This is a genomic window from Streptomyces sp. NPDC041129, assembly GCF_055592265.1.
Genome location: NZ_JBVIYV010000012.1, coordinates 170,830 through 186,358, shown reverse-complemented (window position 1 = coordinate 186,358; position 15,529 = coordinate 170,830). Strand labels below are relative to the sequence as shown.

Below are 15,529 nucleotides of genomic sequence, written 5' to 3'. Positions count from 1 at the left end.
GCCGATCGAGTCAGCACGGCCGACGGTAGGGCACTTTGCCGAGGTAGCGACGCCATTGCTCGTGAGTGACGGGTTGGCCTGCGTATGTGCATGCGTGGGTGAGGAGCCGGCCGAAGTCGGCCGGCAGCGTGTGGACGGTCCCGTCGAACACACCGGTGACCAGCTGTTTGCCGTCCGGAGTGAACCTGAGTCCCAATACCGCGGTGGGGAACCCCGTGAGCACGGCCTCCCTCCGGGGCCGCCCGGGTGACGACAGTCGCCAGATCCGGGCGGTACGGTCGTCGCTGCCCGCCGTCAGCATGCGGCCATCGGGGCTGAACCCGACGCTGCCGACCACGTCGGTGGGCCCGTCCAGCGCGGCGAGCATCACCGGGCGGTGCGTCCCCGCGACGCGCCACAATTTCACCGGACGGTCCCCGCCGCCGGACGTGGCAAGGACGCCGGTGCGCGGGTTGAAGGCGACGGAGAGAGCGATCGTGGTGTGCGCCTGCCAGGCGGCGCGCTCGACGGGGTGATCCGGAGATGTGGTGTCCCAGAGGATGACGCGTTCGTCACCGCCGCCCGCGCTCGCCAGCAGCCGTCCGTCCGCGCTGAAGGCGACGGCCCGGACTTCGTCGTGATGGCCGTGCAGACTGACGCCGCGGACGGGCTTCCTGAGGGACCGGGTGTTCCACAGCACCATGTCCCCGTCACTGCCGGCGCTGACGAGGGTCTGCCCGGAGGGGCTGAAGGCGAGCGCGCGTACCGTCTTCGTCTGCGTCCGCAAGGTGGAGAGCCGGTGCGGCCGGTGCGGGTCGGCGATGTCCCACAGGGTGAGGGCTCCGTCAGCCCCCGCGCTGGCCAGTACGGGGCGACTGGGGTGCATGGCGACCGCGTAGACGGCGTCCTTGTGGCCGGTGAGCACGGCTGTTTCGCGGGGGTGGCGTGGAGCACGCATGTCCCACAGGCGAACGGTGCGGTCCCGTCCTGCCGTGGCCAGGATGTTGCTGTCCGGGCTTACGTCCATGGCGTACATCTCGGCCCTGTGCGCGGTCCACGTGGACATCAGTGTGCTGAGGAGCGCGTCGCGGCTGTGCCGGCCCGGCTGTAGCCGGTAGGCGGCGAGGGCGATCTGGGTGGCGAGGCCCGGTGACCGGCGCGACAGTGCGGTGGCTGCCGCGCTCGCGTTGCGGGCGACGGCTTCGTCGCGCTGGGCCGTGACCTCACGGTCGGCGTGCACGGCGAGGACGGAGGTGGCCAGAGAGATTACGAGCAGCACCGCCGACGCGGCGATCATCAGACGGCGTCGGCGCCTGCGCCGGGCCGCAGCGGCCCTGTCCGCGCTCTCCGCTGCCAGACTCGCATCGAGGAACGCCCTCTCGCGCGCGGTGAGGCCCGCGTCCTCGGCCCCGGCCAAAGGGCGAGCCGCTTCCAGTCGAGTGCCTCGCAGCAGGGCGCCCGGATCCTGCTCCAGGTGCGCCCAGGTCGCGGCCGCTTCCGTGAGCTGTCGACGGGTGCGCAGCAGCTCGCGGTCCTCCGCGAGCCATCCGCCGAGTCGTGGCCACCAGCGGATGAGTGCTTCGTGGGTCAGCTCCACGTGCTGGCCGTCCACGGTGATCAGCCGTTCAGCGGCGGCCCGATCGACGACCGCCATGGTGTCCGGGTCGGGGGACAACTCGTAGCGGCCGATGCGGCGCTTGCTGTAGTCGATGCCCTCGCCGACGGCGACGAGCCGCAGGAAGAGATGGCGGGCCGCGTCCTTCTGCCGGGCGGTGAGTGCCTCGTAGAAGCGTTCAGCGGTGCGAGTCAGGGCATGTTCGATGGATCCCGCGCTCCGGCAGGCCTCCATCGTCAGCAGCGTGCCCCGGCGGTGCCTCCATGTCTCCCGGAGCGCGTGGGAGAGCAGCGGGAGCATCCCGGCGTTGTCCCGGGCCTGAGAGATCAGGTACGCCAGCAGCCGCCCTTCGACGCGGCTTCCGACCGCCTCCGCAGGGCGGCAGATGGCTCGGTGCAGCTCCTCGCTGTCCATCGGGCCGAGCGTCACCATCGCCGCGTCAAGGGCCCTGGCGAGGTCGACGTGGGCGATGCAGCGGGCGTAGAAGTCCGCCCGCACGCCCAGCACGACGCGGCACGCACTGTTCTCGGCCCTGGCGGCCAGCAGGAGAGCGTCGATGAAGTGGTCACGTTCCTCGGGGCGGGAGCAGAGCGTGAAGAGTTCCTCGAACTGGTCGACGATGATGATCACCTCGTCCCGCCCGGGCCTGTCGGCGGCGATCTGGCGGAGCAGGAGGTGCAGGTTCCCGGGGTGCGCCCGCAGCTCCTCCAGCAGCCGGCCCGGCGTGGTCGAACCGTGGCCCGCCAGACGCACCGCCAGTTCCTCCAACGGCCGGACGCCTGGAGTGAGCGTGATGACGGCCCGGTCCTCGGATCGCAGGTACGGCGACAACCCCGCGTGCAGCACCGAGGACTTCCCGGCTCCCGAAGCGCCGAAGAGGGCGATGAACCGTTGTTCCGTGAGCCGCCTCCGCAGTTGCTCGACCACGCGCTCGCGCCCGAAGAAGAACCGGCTGTGCCGCGAACCGAAGAAGGCCAGCCCCGGGTAGGGCGAGTCGTCCTGATCCGGTGGGGGAGCGGCGGCATCCGCCGGTTCCTCCTCGAGAGCGATGGCGGCGGCCGTGGTGTGCCAGAAGGTCTCCCACCGCTCCACGTCGCCGCCGCAGGCACCGACATACCCCCGGGTCACCTCCAAGGACGGCAGCCTCCGGCCCGCGGCGGCGCTCGACAGAGTCGCCACCGAATAGTGCGCCCGTGACGCGAGATCGCGGTAGGAGGGCCCGCCCGCTGCCCGGCGAAGTTCCCTCAGCTCCGCGGCGAACCGCACCACCGGGCCGTCGCCCTCAGGAAGCGGTGACTCCTTGCGTGGCATGTTTCCCCCGATCCGGCCTGCTCCACGACAAGTGTCGTGGCCTGTGGAGGTCGCCGGTGCCGGGGCGATGACTTTCGGCCCGGTCACAGCCGTCGGCTCGGCGGTGTTCAGCCCCTCCGTCCAGCGGAGAACGCCTCACGCAAGGAGCCGTCACCGGCCGGACAGCTCGTCTGACCGGCCGGTGACGCGATGTTCCGCGATTGATTGTTCATCGCTCCGGTCCGGACACCGAACAAAGAACTCCGGCTATCCCTGAGACGAGACCCCAGGGGACGGCCCTCGGGGCGCGACACCCTCACACAGGAGGCTCGATGCGTTCGGTACTCGTCACGGCGGCGGTGTTCGGCCTGGTGGTAGCAAGCGGCGCGGCGTCTGGTGCCGCGGAGACGGCCCAGCCGTCCAGCGCGAGCTGGACATGCGCGAAGGAAGTGTGTCTGCGGGTGGGCGGCCCGGCGCAGCTGAAGGACGCGCGCGGATGCAACCACAAGGTCTGCATCAGCGTGACCGGCAACGCGTCGGGCTACACGACCCGAGGCAGTTACAGCGGTACGAACCGGTTCTACGGCCACATCAACGTGTGGGGCCCCAACATGAGGGTCAACGGCCAGGACAGCGCCTATCCCGGCGTGGTGGGGTCCGGTAGGGGGACCGGCCAGACCTGCGCCGAAGGGTGGGAGCTGTCCGGCGGCACCTACAGCTCCGTCGGACTGCCCTGCAAAGACGTCAGCTGACGCCCACGGACGGGCACCGGGGACGAGCCGAACTGTGACCGGTGCCCGGCGGAGATCGACCACAGGAAAGCCCAGGGCGCGGCATGACCTCGGCCGGAAACCACCGGTCGCCCCGGTCGAGGGCCCGGGAGCCGACCGGACTGACGGGCCGGGCGGCGCTGCCCCCTGCTGCGGCGGACTCGGAGACCGCAAGTGGCGGCTGGGCAGCGGCCGTCGGCATACCAATCCTCGACTCCCTCCGGCGCAGCACGAGAGAGGTCGTATGCTCCGTATCCATTTCACCCCCCGCGACTTGCAGAGCATCCGGATTTCACGCCGCCCCCAGCCGCTGTGGGAACTCGTCTGTGCGACGTGCCGATACGTCACCCAGCAGGGGCCGCTCGAATTCGGGGCATGGCGCCGTTCGGTGCGTGAGCGGTTGGCCGGGGATCCGGTCGCGAACCGGGCCGTGTCCACGCTGCAGACACTCGTTCCTCCGGTCGGGTACATCCCGGACTTCCTTACTCCCTCTGTTCCGGAGGGAGGCCTGCCCGGGGCCCTGGAGGAGGTGCGGGCCACCCCTCCCGACCGGCTGCGCCGCGACCTGTCCAGACTCCGGCTGACCACCCCGCTCCCTTCCTGGACCACAGAGCTCGGCCGGCCGGGAGGTCGCGGTATGCGATCTCTGACCAAGGTCCTGGAGGTCTCCAGCAGGGCCCTGCTCGAACCGCGCTGGGACCACATCCGAAAAGCCATCAGCGAGGAGATCGACAGGCGTTCTCGTGTCCTGCTCGACGGCGGCGTGCTCGCCCTGCTGGAGAGTCTGCACCCGCTCGCCCAGTGGCGTCCGCCCGTACTGGAAGTTGACTATCCCGCCCACCGGGACCTGCACTTGGAAGGGCGCGGACTGCTGCTCATCCCCTCCTATTTCTGCTGGCGCAGACCGACAGCCCTCGCCGATCCCGCCCTCGGCCCCGTACTCGTCTACCCGGTCACGGCACGGCCGCTCGACGTGATCCCCGAGAGGGACAACCGACTGGACCGTCTGCTGGGCCGCACTAGGGCATCCGTTCTCATCGAGGTCGCCCGCGGACGGCCCCGGAGCACATCCGAAGTCGCCACAGCCGTCGGCATCGCGCTGGCGAGCGCGAGCTACCAGTTGACCGTCCTACGCGACGGAGGACTGGTGACGAGCCGCCGAGAAGGACAGCACGTGCGCCACTCGGCGACACACATCGGCCACCGTCTTCTCGAGGGAGATCAAGCAAGGCTGCACTAGGCGGTTTTGTTCGGGGGGGCGTTTGCACGTCCAGCGATCCGGCCGGACGTGGGCAGGCCCAGGTGGGTGACCGTGGGCTTGAGGGCCGCATCGAGTTGGGTCGGCTTGTCCTCGGCGCCGGCCAGGCTGATCTCCACGCCCTCGACCTCGCCGAGCCAGCCCTCGCGCTGAGCATCGACGCTTCCACCCGTACAGCCTCACTCGACCGGGCACAGCATCTCGCCCGGTGCGGCCTTGCGCGTCGCCAGGGACGCCCAAGGCCGCACCGGAGACAGCTGGGTGTGCCGCACCACAGAGAGGTTGGGTGTACGGGACGGCCGGTCAGGCGGTGGGCGCGGTGTGGACGCGTTGTCCGTTGACGTAGGTGAGGTCGACGCGAGTCTCGGCGATGGCCTCGGCCGGAACCGCGAAGGGGTCCCTGTCGAGGACGACGAGGTCGGCCCGGTTGCCGGGGCGGAGGCTTCCGGCGTCGTCGAGGTGGTTCACGTAGGCGCTGCCCGCCGTGTAGGCGGTGAGCGCGGCGGTGAGATCCAGAGCTTGCCCGGGCAGGAACGGCTTGTCGTTGGCGCCGGGCAGGACGCGGTTGACCGCTACGTGGACGCCGGCCAGGGGATCGGGACTGGAGACGGGCCAGTCACTGCCGGCGGCGAGGGTGGTTCCGGCGCGCAGGAGATCACCGAAGGGGTACTGCCAGGCTGAGCGTTCCGGGCCGAGGAAGGGGATGGTGAGCTCGTCCATCTGGGGCTCGTGGGCGGCCCAGAGGGCCTGGATGTTGGCGGTGGCCCCCAACTGCCGGAAACGGTGAATGTCGTCGGGGTGGACAACCTGGAGGTGCGCCAGGTGGGGGCGGGTGTCACGGGCGCCGTTGGCGGCGCGAGCGGCGGCGACGGCGTCGAGGGCTTCGCGCACCGCGCGGTCGCCCAGAGCGTGGAAGTGGACCTGGAAGTCGGCGGCGTCCAGGGCGGTGACGTACCGCTTGAGGGCCTCGGGATCGACGAAGCTCAGACCGCTGTTACCGGTGGCGCATCCGCAGCCGTCGAGGTAGGGGGCGGTCATGGCCGCGGTGTGGTTCTCCGCGACCCCGTCCTGCATGATCTTGACCGTGGAGCAGCGGAGATTGCCGTGGGTGAGGCGCTGCCGGTTGTACAGCAGATCGGGGATCTGTTCTTCGCCCACGGACCTGCGCCACCACAGCGCGCCGGCCACCGAGGCGGTCAGGGTGCGGTCGCGGGCTGCGGTGAGATAGGCGTCGGAGGGATCGGGGTAGCCGTCCGCCCCGCACAGCAGGGCGTCCTGCCAGGCGGTGATGCCGAGGCCGTGCAGGAGTTCCTGGGCGCGCAGCAGTCCGGCGAGCCGGTCGGCCGCGGTCTTCAGCGGCAGGTGGGTGCCGACCAGGCTCACCGCGCCTTCCTGGAGCATGCCCACGGGAGCGCCGGCCGGGTCGCGTTCGATGCGGCCGTCCTGCGGGTCGGGGGTGGCGGCGGTGATACCGGCGATGTCCAGGGCCCGGGAGTTGACCCAGGCGCCGTGGTGGTCCCGGTTGAGGAGGTAGACGGGCCGGTCGGGTACGAGGGTGTCGAGGAACTGCCGGGTCGGTATGCCGCCCTCGAAGCTCTCCATGGACCAGCCGCCACCGGTGATCCACTCCTTGTCCGGGTGGGCGTCGGCATAGGCGCGGATGCGGCGGGCGTACTCGTCGGGGTCGGTGGTCCCGGTCAGGTCGCACTCGCCGAGTTCCATGCCGCCCATGACGGCGTGGATGTGAGCGTCCTGGAAGCCGGGCAGCAGCAGGCGGCCGCGCAGGTCGACGACCTCGGTGCACGTTCCGATGAGGTCCTTGACCTCGTCGTGACCGACGGCGGTGATACGGCCGTCGGTGACGGCCAGGGTGGTGGCCCGGGTGCGGGCCGGGTCCGTGGTCAGGACCGGGCCGTTGGTGAAGACAAGGTCTGCGGCGGGCTGGGACATGAGGTGGGAAGGTCCAATCGTTGGGGTGGGCGGCGGAGTTGGAAGGAGGCCGTGGTCAGGGCAGGGACTCGGCTTCGGCGGCCGGGACGGTGACACCGGGAGTCGTCGGGGTGAAGGCGGGTGCACGGCGGTACCACTTGGCGACCGCGGACACCACGAGGCCGGCCCCGAGGATCACGGCGGGGCACAACAGGTTGAACCAGCCGTTGTCGACACTGACGGCGAAGGTGTCGCTGAGGGTCGCGTAGTACAGCACGAGGTAGGCGCCGAGGGCGAACAGGAGGACGGCGCACACGGACGGCACGAGGACGGCCATGACGGCTTCGCGCGGTCCGGTGCGGACGAGACCGCGGAAGCGCAGGGCACAGGCGATGGCGGTGAGTCCGTAGTACAGCGCGACGAGGATGCCGATGGCGTTGACCGCAGCCAGGATCGCCTCGTTGAGCTTGGGAATCACCACGGTCAGGACGGCGACGGCGGCGGAGATGACCGTGACGATGACGGTGCCGGCGGTGGGCCCGCCGTGCCGGGCGCTGATGCGTGCCCAGACGGGCCCGAGGGTGCGCTCGCGGCTCATGGCCAGGGTCAGCCGGGCGGTGGGGATGATGCCGGCCTGCAGGGAGGCCACGGCCGAGAACATCAGGGCGATCAGCGGCAAGGTGGCCCAGGGCTCGTCGGCGAGCCGGGAGGCGTAGTAGGTCAGGCCCTGGGCACCGGTGCCGCTCATCTCGGAGGCGGTCATGACCCGCTGGAAGGCGACGGCGCCCAGGAGGAACAGGCCGAGCATGGTGAACAGGGCGATGTAGCTGCCCCGGGCCGCGTCACCGGCCCGCTCCGTCTCCTCGGTGACCGCGAACGCGGCGTCCCAGCCCCAGTAGAAGAAGACCGCCAGGACGAGGCCCTGGGCCAGGGCGGAGGGAGAGTCGAAGGCGAACGGACTGAACCAGGACAGGGAGAAGGACTGTTTGCCCGCGATCAGGCCCCAACAACTGAAGACCAGCAGCACGGCGTACTCGAAGACGAGCAGGTAGGTCTGCAGCCGCGTGGCCTTGTGGACGCCGGTCACTGCGGTCACGGTGACCGCGGCCAGGACGAGCAGGCCGATCAGGGTGCACTGGAGAGTGGAGTCGGCGTCAAGGTGCCAGCCCAAGAGGCTGCCGATGCCGGCCTTGTGGGCGCACTGCACCAGGACGGAGCCGGTCACGGACGTGGTGTAGGCGAGGAAGACGACGCCACCGGCGAGCGGGACCCAGCCGGCGATCATCCCGAGCCACGGGCCCATGCTGCGCCCCACCCATGTGTATCCGGCGCCACAGTTCGGTTCCGCCTTGTTCAGGCGGGCGTACGCGCTGGCGATGCCGAGCATCGGCAGGAAGCCGAGCAGCAGGATCAGTGGCGTCTGCCGTCCGGTGATCGAGGCGAGCACGCCCATTCCGATACCGATGCTGGTGGTCGCGGCGGTACTCGAAGCGGCCAGTACGACGCCGTCGACGACGCCCAGCGATTTCTTCAGCTGTGCGGACGAGGTGGTGTGTTCCATGGGCAACCGATCCAGGGTGGCGGGACGCACGTACGGCGTCCGTGAGCGGCGGAGGAGGGTGTGCCGGTGCGGCGGCTGGGCCGCGGTGGTCTGCGGACCGTCGTTGCGGCGACGGAGGAGTGGTGGATGGGCCGGACCCGTCCAGGCGCAGCCCTGCCGTTGGACTGCCGGGTAGGCCGGTCCGCACCGACCTACCCCGCGCAGTGACCGACGGCTCGGGCCGGCGCGGACGTGTCGCGCTGGCGGAGCCACATCAAACAGCTCTGGACTTTTAAGGTCAATCGCGTTGTCATAAGAGCGTCCGCCGCACGTTCCCTCATAGATCGGACTTTGGGTGAGCACCTTCGGTGACACGGATGACGCCGGCCCTGCCAGCCGGCTAGCGGCCGGGCGGCGGCGCCGTACGACGCGGTCGGGCACGGTGCTCAGCCAGGAGCTGATCGTGCAGGCAGCGATCCGCCTGTTGAGCCAGCACGGAAACGACGCGCTGAGCGTGCGACGCCTCGGCATCGCGCTGGGGGCCGACCCGTCGGCGCTGTATCGCTACTTCCGCAGCACCGACGACCTCGTCCTCGCGGTAGCTGACGAACTGATCGGCATGAGCCTCAAGAACGTGCGGCCCACCGGCGACTGGCGTGAGGACCTGCGCCTCGTCGGGATGAACCTGCATCGCACGTACACCGCTCATCCGCACGTCGCGGTGCTTGCGGCCTCCCGGGTCACCCGCCGTCCCAACGAGATGAGAGGTGTGGAGCTGGGGCTGGGTATCCTGCGGGGCGCCGGCTTCGGACCGCAGGACGCGGGCCTCTACTACCACCGGTTCATAGACTTCACCCTGGGCTTCGCCGCCATCGACGCGGCCGCCAACGCCCTGCCGCTGGAAGCCGGCGCAGCCGACCGCGCGGCCTGGCAGGGGGTGTACGCCTCCCTGCCCCCCGACCAGTACCCCCGCATCGCCGAATCCGCACACACCCTGGCGCGGACGATGAGCACCAGCGCCTACCCCGGCGCTCTGGAGGTCTTCCTCGACGGACTGAAGGCCGCCCTCGACCGGAACGCCCAGTGACCACGAAATCCGGTCCTCGATCGATGCGGTCGGGGATGACGGGGATGTTGCATTGCCCGGTGCCCCCTCGGCGTGCGCATGTCCCCGCGACGTGTCCGGTTGCCGGGGTGTCGGTCTGCAGGCGGTGTTCGTCCCAGATGGTGTAGACGCGCCAGTGCAGGAAGTGGCGGCAACTGGGCGCCGGTCAACAGTGTCCAGCAGGTCGGTGACGGCCAGGTTCTGTCTCTCAGTGGTCAACTCCAGCCCTTCGGGGCCTGACGGGATTGGTGTGGCTGTGTGGGGCACGGCAGGCTGGGCAGCGGCCAAGGCCGCTGCCCAGCGTTGACGAGGGTCGTGAGGGGTCGCTCCCGCGTCCGAGGTGATCCCTTCCTGGCCTGACGGGGTTCCTCGCGGGAGCCGCCTTGTGGTCGGCGCTTTCTGCGTGTTGTCAGGCGACGCGAAGGATGCTCTTGCCATGGGTTGTGCCCTCGGCGAGGTGCTGTACGGCCATGGCCAGGTCCACGAGGGCGTACTCGGTGGTGATGTCCATGCGGACCTTGCCGTCGGCGACGAGGCCGAGCGCGCGGCGGGCACTGTCGGCGAGCCGCTCGGGGCGCGTCTGGCCGAGCAGGTTGCTGTTGTAGGTCAGTAGTGACTTGCCGTGCACGAGGAGGTCGTTGGCGTTGGCGAGGACGGGTTCGTACGTGGCGAGGTTGCCGTATGCCACCAGTCGGCCGTGTGCGGCGAGCTGCTCGAGGCCGGCGGTGCGGGTCGAGCCGCCGACCGGGTCGAGGATGACGTCGGGCTTCTCGTCGCCGAGTTTGGTCGGGAACTCCTCGCGGAGCAGGAGCTGGTCGTACCCGAACTGCGCGGCGTAGTGGGCCCTGTCGGCAGTGCCGACCACACCGACGATCCGATCTGCTCCAGCCAGTCGGGCGAACTGGGCGGCGAGCGTGCCGACCGAGCCGGCGGCGGCGTGGATCAGCACGCTTTCGCCGGGCCGCACGCGCGCGGCGGTGTTGATCAGGTCGTAGGCGGTCGGTGCGCCCCACCCGAGACCTGCGGCTGTCCTCAGCGGCATGCTGCCGATGCCGAACGTGAGCGTGGCGGATGCCAGGACCACCTCGGCGTAGGCGCCTGAGGTGGTCAGCGCGGTGACAGCCTCACCGACACGGCGTGCGTCTACGCCCTCGCCGACCGCGGCGATGTGCCCGGATGCCTCGAACCCCGGGATGAAGGGACGCGGTACGGGGAAGTGGCCGTCCCGGACCATGGTGTCGCCCCACTGGATCCCGGCGTAGGCGACGCGGATCGCCACTTGGCCGGGGCCGGGGGTGGGCTCATCGAGTTCGGTGACCCGGTAGTGGTCATCAGTGTCGAGGACGACAGCCTTCATGGTTACAGCCCCCTGTGTTGACTCAGTATCCTTACAGTTGAAAACGGTAGGTATATAAGGTTCCTGAGTCAACCCATGAACCTGTCAATGGAGGGAGTGCATGGTGGAAGCCCCGATCGAGAACGACCTCTGCACCCGGATCAGGCGGTCGGAGCAGGCGCTGATGGCGCACCACGAGGCAGTACTGCGTGCCTACGGACTGACCATGACGCAGTACACCGTGCTGATGATCCTCTCGCGCGAAGGCGGCATGTCCGGCGCCCAACTGGCCCGCTCCTGCGGGGTGACGCAGCAGAGCATGAGCAGCGTGCTGACCAATATGGAGAACAAGGGACTCATCCGCCGCGAGACGTCCCCGGTGCACGCCAAGGTGCAGATCGCCACCCTCACCGATGAGGGCCAGACGCTGCTGGACCGCGCCTACCAGGAAGTGGTCATCCTTGAGCGCGCGCTCACCGACGCGTTCACACCCTCCGAACACGCCGCACTCTGCGACCTTCTGGAACGCGCCACCACCGTCCTGATCCAGCAGACGCGCCACGCGACAGCCCCGCCCGCCACCTGAGCCTGCGGCCGCCACATCCGCGGGAGCCCCATAACTGCGTACCCGCTCAGGAAGGCTTTTCGAGGCTCCCCATGCGTACCACCGTTTACCTGCTGCGGAGCGCGCTGGGCCTCGGTGGCGGCCTGGTGTTCGTGTGGGAGTTGAACCGTCAGGCTTCGGGTGCGGCGGGGTGATCTATCGGACGACGAGTGGGCTCGACTCGAACCGCATCTGCCCAAGAACCTTGGACGAGGCGGACGTTGGCAGTGTCACCGGCGCGTGGTCAACGGGATTCTGTTCCGGCAGCGCACTGGCCTGCCGGGGCGTGATCTTCCGACCCGCTTCGGGAAGTGGAAGACGGTCTATGACCGGCATCGCAGGTGGTCCGCGGATGCCACGTGGGAGAGTCTCCTGCGGACGGTCCGATGTCGAGGGGCGGATCGACTGGAGTGTGGTGAGCGTGGATCGACGTTCTGCCGCGCCCATCAGCATGCGGCCGGGGCTCATCACCGCTTGCCGCGGGTGCTGGGGCGCTGGCGCCGTCCCGCCGAACATCGTCCCGATGAGGTGCTCGGCCGTTCACGGGGTGGCCTCACGACGAAGATTCATCTGGCGAGTGACGGCAGCTGCCCCCCATTGGCCGTGCTGATCACCCCCGGTCAGTGGGGTGACGCGCCATAGTTGATCAACGTTCTCGATCGCGTTCGTGTCCCGCGCCCGACTGGCGGTCACCCGCGGACGCGACCGGACCACGTGTGTGGCGATAAGGCGTACAGCTCCCGCCGGAACCGCCGCTATCTGCGGCGACGCCAGATCAAGCACACCATCCCCGAGCGGAAGAATCAGAAGGTCAACCGCCAGCGGCGCGGTAGCCACGGCGGGCGGCCGACCGGCTTCGACAGCACTACTACAAAAGGAGGAACGAAGTCGAGCGTTGCTTCAATGCGCTCAAGGGCTCCAGAGCAGTGGCGACCCGCTACGACAAGAGGGCCTACGTCTTCCACGGCACGGTCATTCTTGCCGCGATTCGGCTGTGGCTCCGCTACTGATATCAGCCACTGCAGCGGATGCTCCGGATAGTTGGCTCAGTCGTCGGCCGCGACGACGAGGGTGATCTGCCCAGCCGAGCGGTCGATGAGCACGAACTCGTGGAAGTAGTCGTGCACACGTCCCCAGTCGTGAATCGCCTCATCACCGAGCTCGCTGAGGTAGTAGATGCCATCGGCTGCAGCCAGGCGGTCGAACACCTCCCGCTGCACATCTGCCTCCGGCTCGGTGGGCACGTCCCAGAGCGGATCCACCCACTCCCGCCGGATCTGCACGGCCTTCTCCTGGCTGAAGGGCCCGTAGAGGTCGGGAGTGATCAACCGCAGCCAATACGGACCATGCCTGGGCCCGCCCGGCAGCACTCCACCACCTGCATAGTCGTCCCGGAACTACTCATGCCCAATCAGTGCGGCAAGCAGCCCCCTATCGTCCAGGGCCCCCGCGGAGAAGCGGAGCCGCTTGATATCGACCCACCGAAACCGTGCTCCTTCGGATCCGGGACGTAGTGTCGAAATTGATGAAGGTGCTCCCTCGTGAGGAGCCCGTTGTCCATGGCGCCAGCCTAGAAGGCAGGCAAGGGGACCCCGCCGACCCACCGGATAGCCCCTAAGCCGTGGCGACGAGCATCGACGTGACATCGATCAGCATGTACTGCACGTTGGCGATCTTGTGGCGGGGTCCTGTCGCCTCGCTGACTGGCGAGCGCACCGCGGGCGACCGCGCGGGTAATGTGCTTCGTCAGCTGGCCAGGATCACGGAGGCGACCGTCCGCCATCCCGCGTCGGTACGGGCGGCCAGGTAGAGCACACGGACACGCTGGAACTCCCGCCCCTGGCTGTCCTGGCGCGCCCAGGTCACCTCGATTTGCGCGGCCCGCTCGTTGAGCACGCGTACCACCGGGTCGAGGGCCTTGCTGCCCCCGTAGTCGGCGTCGCGCAGTGCGCCCAGCTCGTGTGCGAGCCCCTGGGAGAGCGCCTCGGCGGAGGTGAGAGCGGTGTGGGCCGTGCCCGTGGTCATGCTGATCGGCACCGAGAAGTAGTCGAGGAGCGGCGCCGGATCGGTGCTCCCCTTTGCTGCCAGTCCGATGAACGTCTCGACGTAGCTGTCGAACCATGCCTGTGCTTCGTTCGCGACGGCGGCCAGATCGGTGTGCGTCATGATTTCGTGACCCTTCTTGCAGAGATTTCAGGTGCGGGCTTCTTGGAGGGGAGTGCGCTATGCCGTCGTGTCACCGGTTCGCGAACGCGTTGGTGCCGGTCAGCTGGGCGGACAGGGTCCACAGGCGTGCGGCCTGTTCGGGGTCGACCGCGTAGGGCCGTACTCCGGGTGCGTCATCCTGGGAGAGGGGGGCGATGTCGCAGTCGTTCAGGTAGACGCCGCCGGTGTGGGCCAGCTGCGGGGAGGCGGCCGCCCAGACCTGGGTAGCGGCACCCTGTTCGGGGGTCTTGAAACTGGGGGCCGTGTTGCCCTGGTCGTCGATCCAGCCGAAGGCGATCATCTCCTCGCGGGTCATGTGCCGCTGGAGCGGGGTCAGGACGGCACCGGGGGCGACGGCGAAGGCCCGCACCTGGTGCTCGCGGCCGAGTGCGTCGAGGTGGACGGCGAACAGCGCGATCGCGGTTTTGGACTGTCCGTAGGCGACGGCCTTGTCATAGTCGTTTGCGAACATGACGTCGTCCCAGCGGATCGGCGAATAGCGGTGTCCGGCAGAGCTGAGCGCGACCACGCGCGCGCCGCCGTCGGCTGCCAGGGCGGGCCACAGCCGGTTCGTGAGTGTGTAGTGGCCCAGGTGGTTGGTGGCGAACTGCGCCTCCCAGCCGGGTCCGAGGCGGGTCTCGGGCAGGGCCATCACGCCGGCGTTGTTGATGAGGATGTCGATGCTGCGGCCGCTTGCCAGGAACACGTCCGCGAAGGTGTGCACGCTGGCCTGGTCGCCCAGGTCGAGACGGCGCACCTCGACCCCGTCCACTGCGGTGAAGGCTTCCGCGGCCGCTTCCGGGCGGCGGACGGCTGCGACGACAGTCGCGCCAGCGCCCCGCAGGGCGCGTGTGGTCTCGAGCCCCAGTCCGGAACTACCGCCGGTCACGACTGCGAGCTTTTCGGTGAGGTCGAGGCCGGCCAGGACGTCGGCCGTGGTGCTGCGGGCCCCGAAGCCGGATCCGATGGGCTGCTGTGCTGTCATGATCGCCATTCCTTGCGCGTGGAGCGTCACGGTCAACGCCGTAACCGGGGAGTTCCCCGGTTAGTCATGACGGTAAGCGGGGAACTCCCCGGTTGTCCAGTTAGACTGGTCCCCCGATGAAGGGAGCAGCCTTGACCACCAAGCCGAGCGTGTTGCGCGCCGATGCCCGCCGTAACCGGGAGCGCATCCTCGAAGCGGCCGTACGCGCCTTCTCCGAGAAGGGCCCGGACGTCGCGATCGACACGATCGCCAAGGCCGCGGGCGTCGGCTCGGCCACGCTCTACCGCCACTTCCCCACGCGCGAGGCGCTCGTCGAGGCGGCGTACCGCAACGAGCTGGCCCGCGTCTGCGACAGCGCCGCGAAGCTGCTGGCCGACAACCCGCCCGACCGGGCGATCCGCCGGTGGATGGACGACTTCATCGACTACCTGGCTGCCAAGCAGGGCATGGCGGACGCGCTGCGGGCCGCGGTCGCATCCGGTGCGGACCCCTTCGCCGAGACCCTCGACAAGCTCGCCACCGCGCTGGGCACCCTGCTGCACGCCGGCGCCGACGCCGGTCTCCTGCGCCCGGGCATCGACCCCTTCGATGTCGGCTTCAGCCTGGCCGGCATCGGGCTGATCACCAGCGCTCCCGACCAGCGCGAACGGGCCGGACGCCTCCTCGACCTGCTCCTTGACGGCCTCCGGTACGGAGCGGACGGATCGGCGTCCAGCTCGTGACCCGGCTTTGGCCGCAATCCTCGCCGGCTTTGTGACGTCAGCGGTCCAGCAGCCCCGACCGCGTTGCGGAGCGCGAGCCACTGACACGGGTCAGGAAATGCGAAACAGGCCCTGAATCGGTTTCGGACCCATCGGACAGGCCCTAGACAACCTCGCCAGGGTCGCTGGGCCGCAGGGGCGATCGGCGTGGC

13 protein-coding genes and 1 pseudogene are annotated in these 15,529 nt (G+C 69.4%); 6 read left to right on the top strand and 8 right to left on the bottom strand.

What is annotated here, in order from left to right:
* Nucleotides 1-10: 10 nt before the first annotated feature.
* Complete coding sequence (locus ACZ6B1_RS31105; RefSeq protein WP_468783817.1) at nt 11-2,905, bottom strand: nSTAND1 domain-containing NTPase; 2,895 nt, start codon at nt 2,903-2,905, stop codon at nt 11-13.
* A 311-nt stretch (nt 2,906-3,216) separates the two neighbouring features.
* On the opposite strand from ACZ6B1_RS31105, the gene ACZ6B1_RS31100 reads away from it, so the two are divergent.
* Both ACZ6B1_RS31100 and ACZ6B1_RS31095 read left to right on the top strand, forming a co-directional pair.
* Nucleotides 3,217-3,636, top strand: a complete 420-nt coding sequence (locus tag ACZ6B1_RS31100) for a hypothetical protein (protein ID WP_468783815.1) — start codon at nt 3,217-3,219, stop codon at nt 3,634-3,636.
* Nucleotides 3,637-4,291: 655 nt separating this feature from the next.
* A complete protein-coding gene (locus ACZ6B1_RS31095) occupies nt 4,292-4,894 on the top strand; it encodes an ArsR/SmtB family transcription factor (protein WP_468783814.1) in 603 nt (200 codons plus the stop codon).
* On the opposite strand, the gene ACZ6B1_RS31090 is transcribed toward ACZ6B1_RS31095, so the two are convergent.
* From ACZ6B1_RS31090 to ACZ6B1_RS31080, 3 genes are all read right to left on the bottom strand, one after another.
* Nucleotides 4,891-5,031: a hypothetical protein gene (locus ACZ6B1_RS31090; RefSeq protein ID WP_468783813.1), complete on the bottom strand. Its 141-nt coding sequence runs from the start codon at nt 5,029-5,031 to the stop codon at nt 4,891-4,893. The two genes, ACZ6B1_RS31095 and ACZ6B1_RS31090, sit on opposite strands and share 4 nt — an antisense overlap.
* 184 nt (nt 5,032-5,215) lie before the next feature.
* Complete coding sequence (locus ACZ6B1_RS31085; protein ID WP_468783811.1) at nt 5,216-6,862, bottom strand: amidohydrolase; 1,647 nt, start codon at nt 6,860-6,862, stop codon at nt 5,216-5,218.
* A 55-nt stretch (nt 6,863-6,917) separates the two neighbouring features.
* On the bottom strand, nt 6,918-8,402 hold the full coding sequence (locus ACZ6B1_RS31080) for an APC family permease (RefSeq protein ID WP_468783809.1): 1,485 nt from the start codon (nt 8,400-8,402) through the stop codon (nt 6,918-6,920).
* Nucleotides 8,403-8,844: 442 nt separating this feature from the next.
* On the opposite strand from ACZ6B1_RS31080, the gene ACZ6B1_RS31075 reads away from it, so the two are divergent.
* Nucleotides 8,845-9,468 (top strand): TetR/AcrR family transcriptional regulator, encoded by a 624-nt coding sequence (locus tag ACZ6B1_RS31075; protein WP_468783806.1) that lies wholly within the window; start codon nt 8,845-8,847, stop codon nt 9,466-9,468.
* 427 nt (nt 9,469-9,895) lie between these two features.
* On the opposite strand, the gene ACZ6B1_RS31070 is transcribed toward ACZ6B1_RS31075, so the two are convergent.
* On the bottom strand, nt 9,896-10,843 hold the full coding sequence (locus ACZ6B1_RS31070) for a quinone oxidoreductase family protein (RefSeq protein ID WP_468783804.1): 948 nt from the start codon (nt 10,841-10,843) through the stop codon (nt 9,896-9,898).
* Nucleotides 10,844-10,943: 100 nt separating this feature from the next.
* Here ACZ6B1_RS31070 and ACZ6B1_RS31065 point away from each other — a divergent pair, with 100 nt between their 5' ends.
* Together ACZ6B1_RS31065 and ACZ6B1_RS31060 are read left to right on the top strand one after the other, a co-directional pair.
* Nucleotides 10,944-11,408, top strand: a complete 465-nt coding sequence (locus tag ACZ6B1_RS31065; RefSeq protein WP_468783802.1) for a MarR family winged helix-turn-helix transcriptional regulator — start codon at nt 10,944-10,946, stop codon at nt 11,406-11,408.
* Nucleotides 11,409-11,567: 159 nt separating this feature from the next.
* A pseudogene (locus ACZ6B1_RS31060) lies at nt 11,568-12,436 on the top strand (IS5 family transposase).
* A gap of 36 nt (nt 12,437-12,472) precedes the next feature.
* Here ACZ6B1_RS31060 and ACZ6B1_RS31055 read toward each other — a convergent pair.
* The 3 genes from ACZ6B1_RS31055 to ACZ6B1_RS31045 form a co-directional block, all read right to left on the bottom strand.
* Nucleotides 12,473-12,754: a hypothetical protein gene (locus ACZ6B1_RS31055; RefSeq protein ID WP_468783800.1), complete on the bottom strand. Its 282-nt coding sequence runs from the start codon at nt 12,752-12,754 to the stop codon at nt 12,473-12,475.
* 418 nt (nt 12,755-13,172) lie between these two features.
* The gene (locus tag ACZ6B1_RS31050) at nt 13,173-13,592 is read right to left on the bottom strand and encodes a DUF6841 family protein (protein WP_468783798.1); all 420 of its coding nucleotides are present in this window, start codon (nt 13,590-13,592) and stop codon (nt 13,173-13,175) included.
* Between the two features lie 70 nt (nt 13,593-13,662).
* On the bottom strand, nt 13,663-14,619 hold the full coding sequence (locus tag ACZ6B1_RS31045; RefSeq protein ID WP_468783911.1) for an SDR family NAD(P)-dependent oxidoreductase: 957 nt from the start codon (nt 14,617-14,619) through the stop codon (nt 13,663-13,665).
* A gap of 128 nt (nt 14,620-14,747) precedes the next feature.
* On the opposite strand from ACZ6B1_RS31045, the gene ACZ6B1_RS31040 reads away from it, so the two are divergent.
* Nucleotides 14,748-15,338 (top strand): TetR/AcrR family transcriptional regulator, encoded by a 591-nt coding sequence (locus ACZ6B1_RS31040; protein WP_468783796.1) that lies wholly within the window; start codon nt 14,748-14,750, stop codon nt 15,336-15,338.
* Nucleotides 15,339-15,529 lie beyond the last annotated feature (191 nt).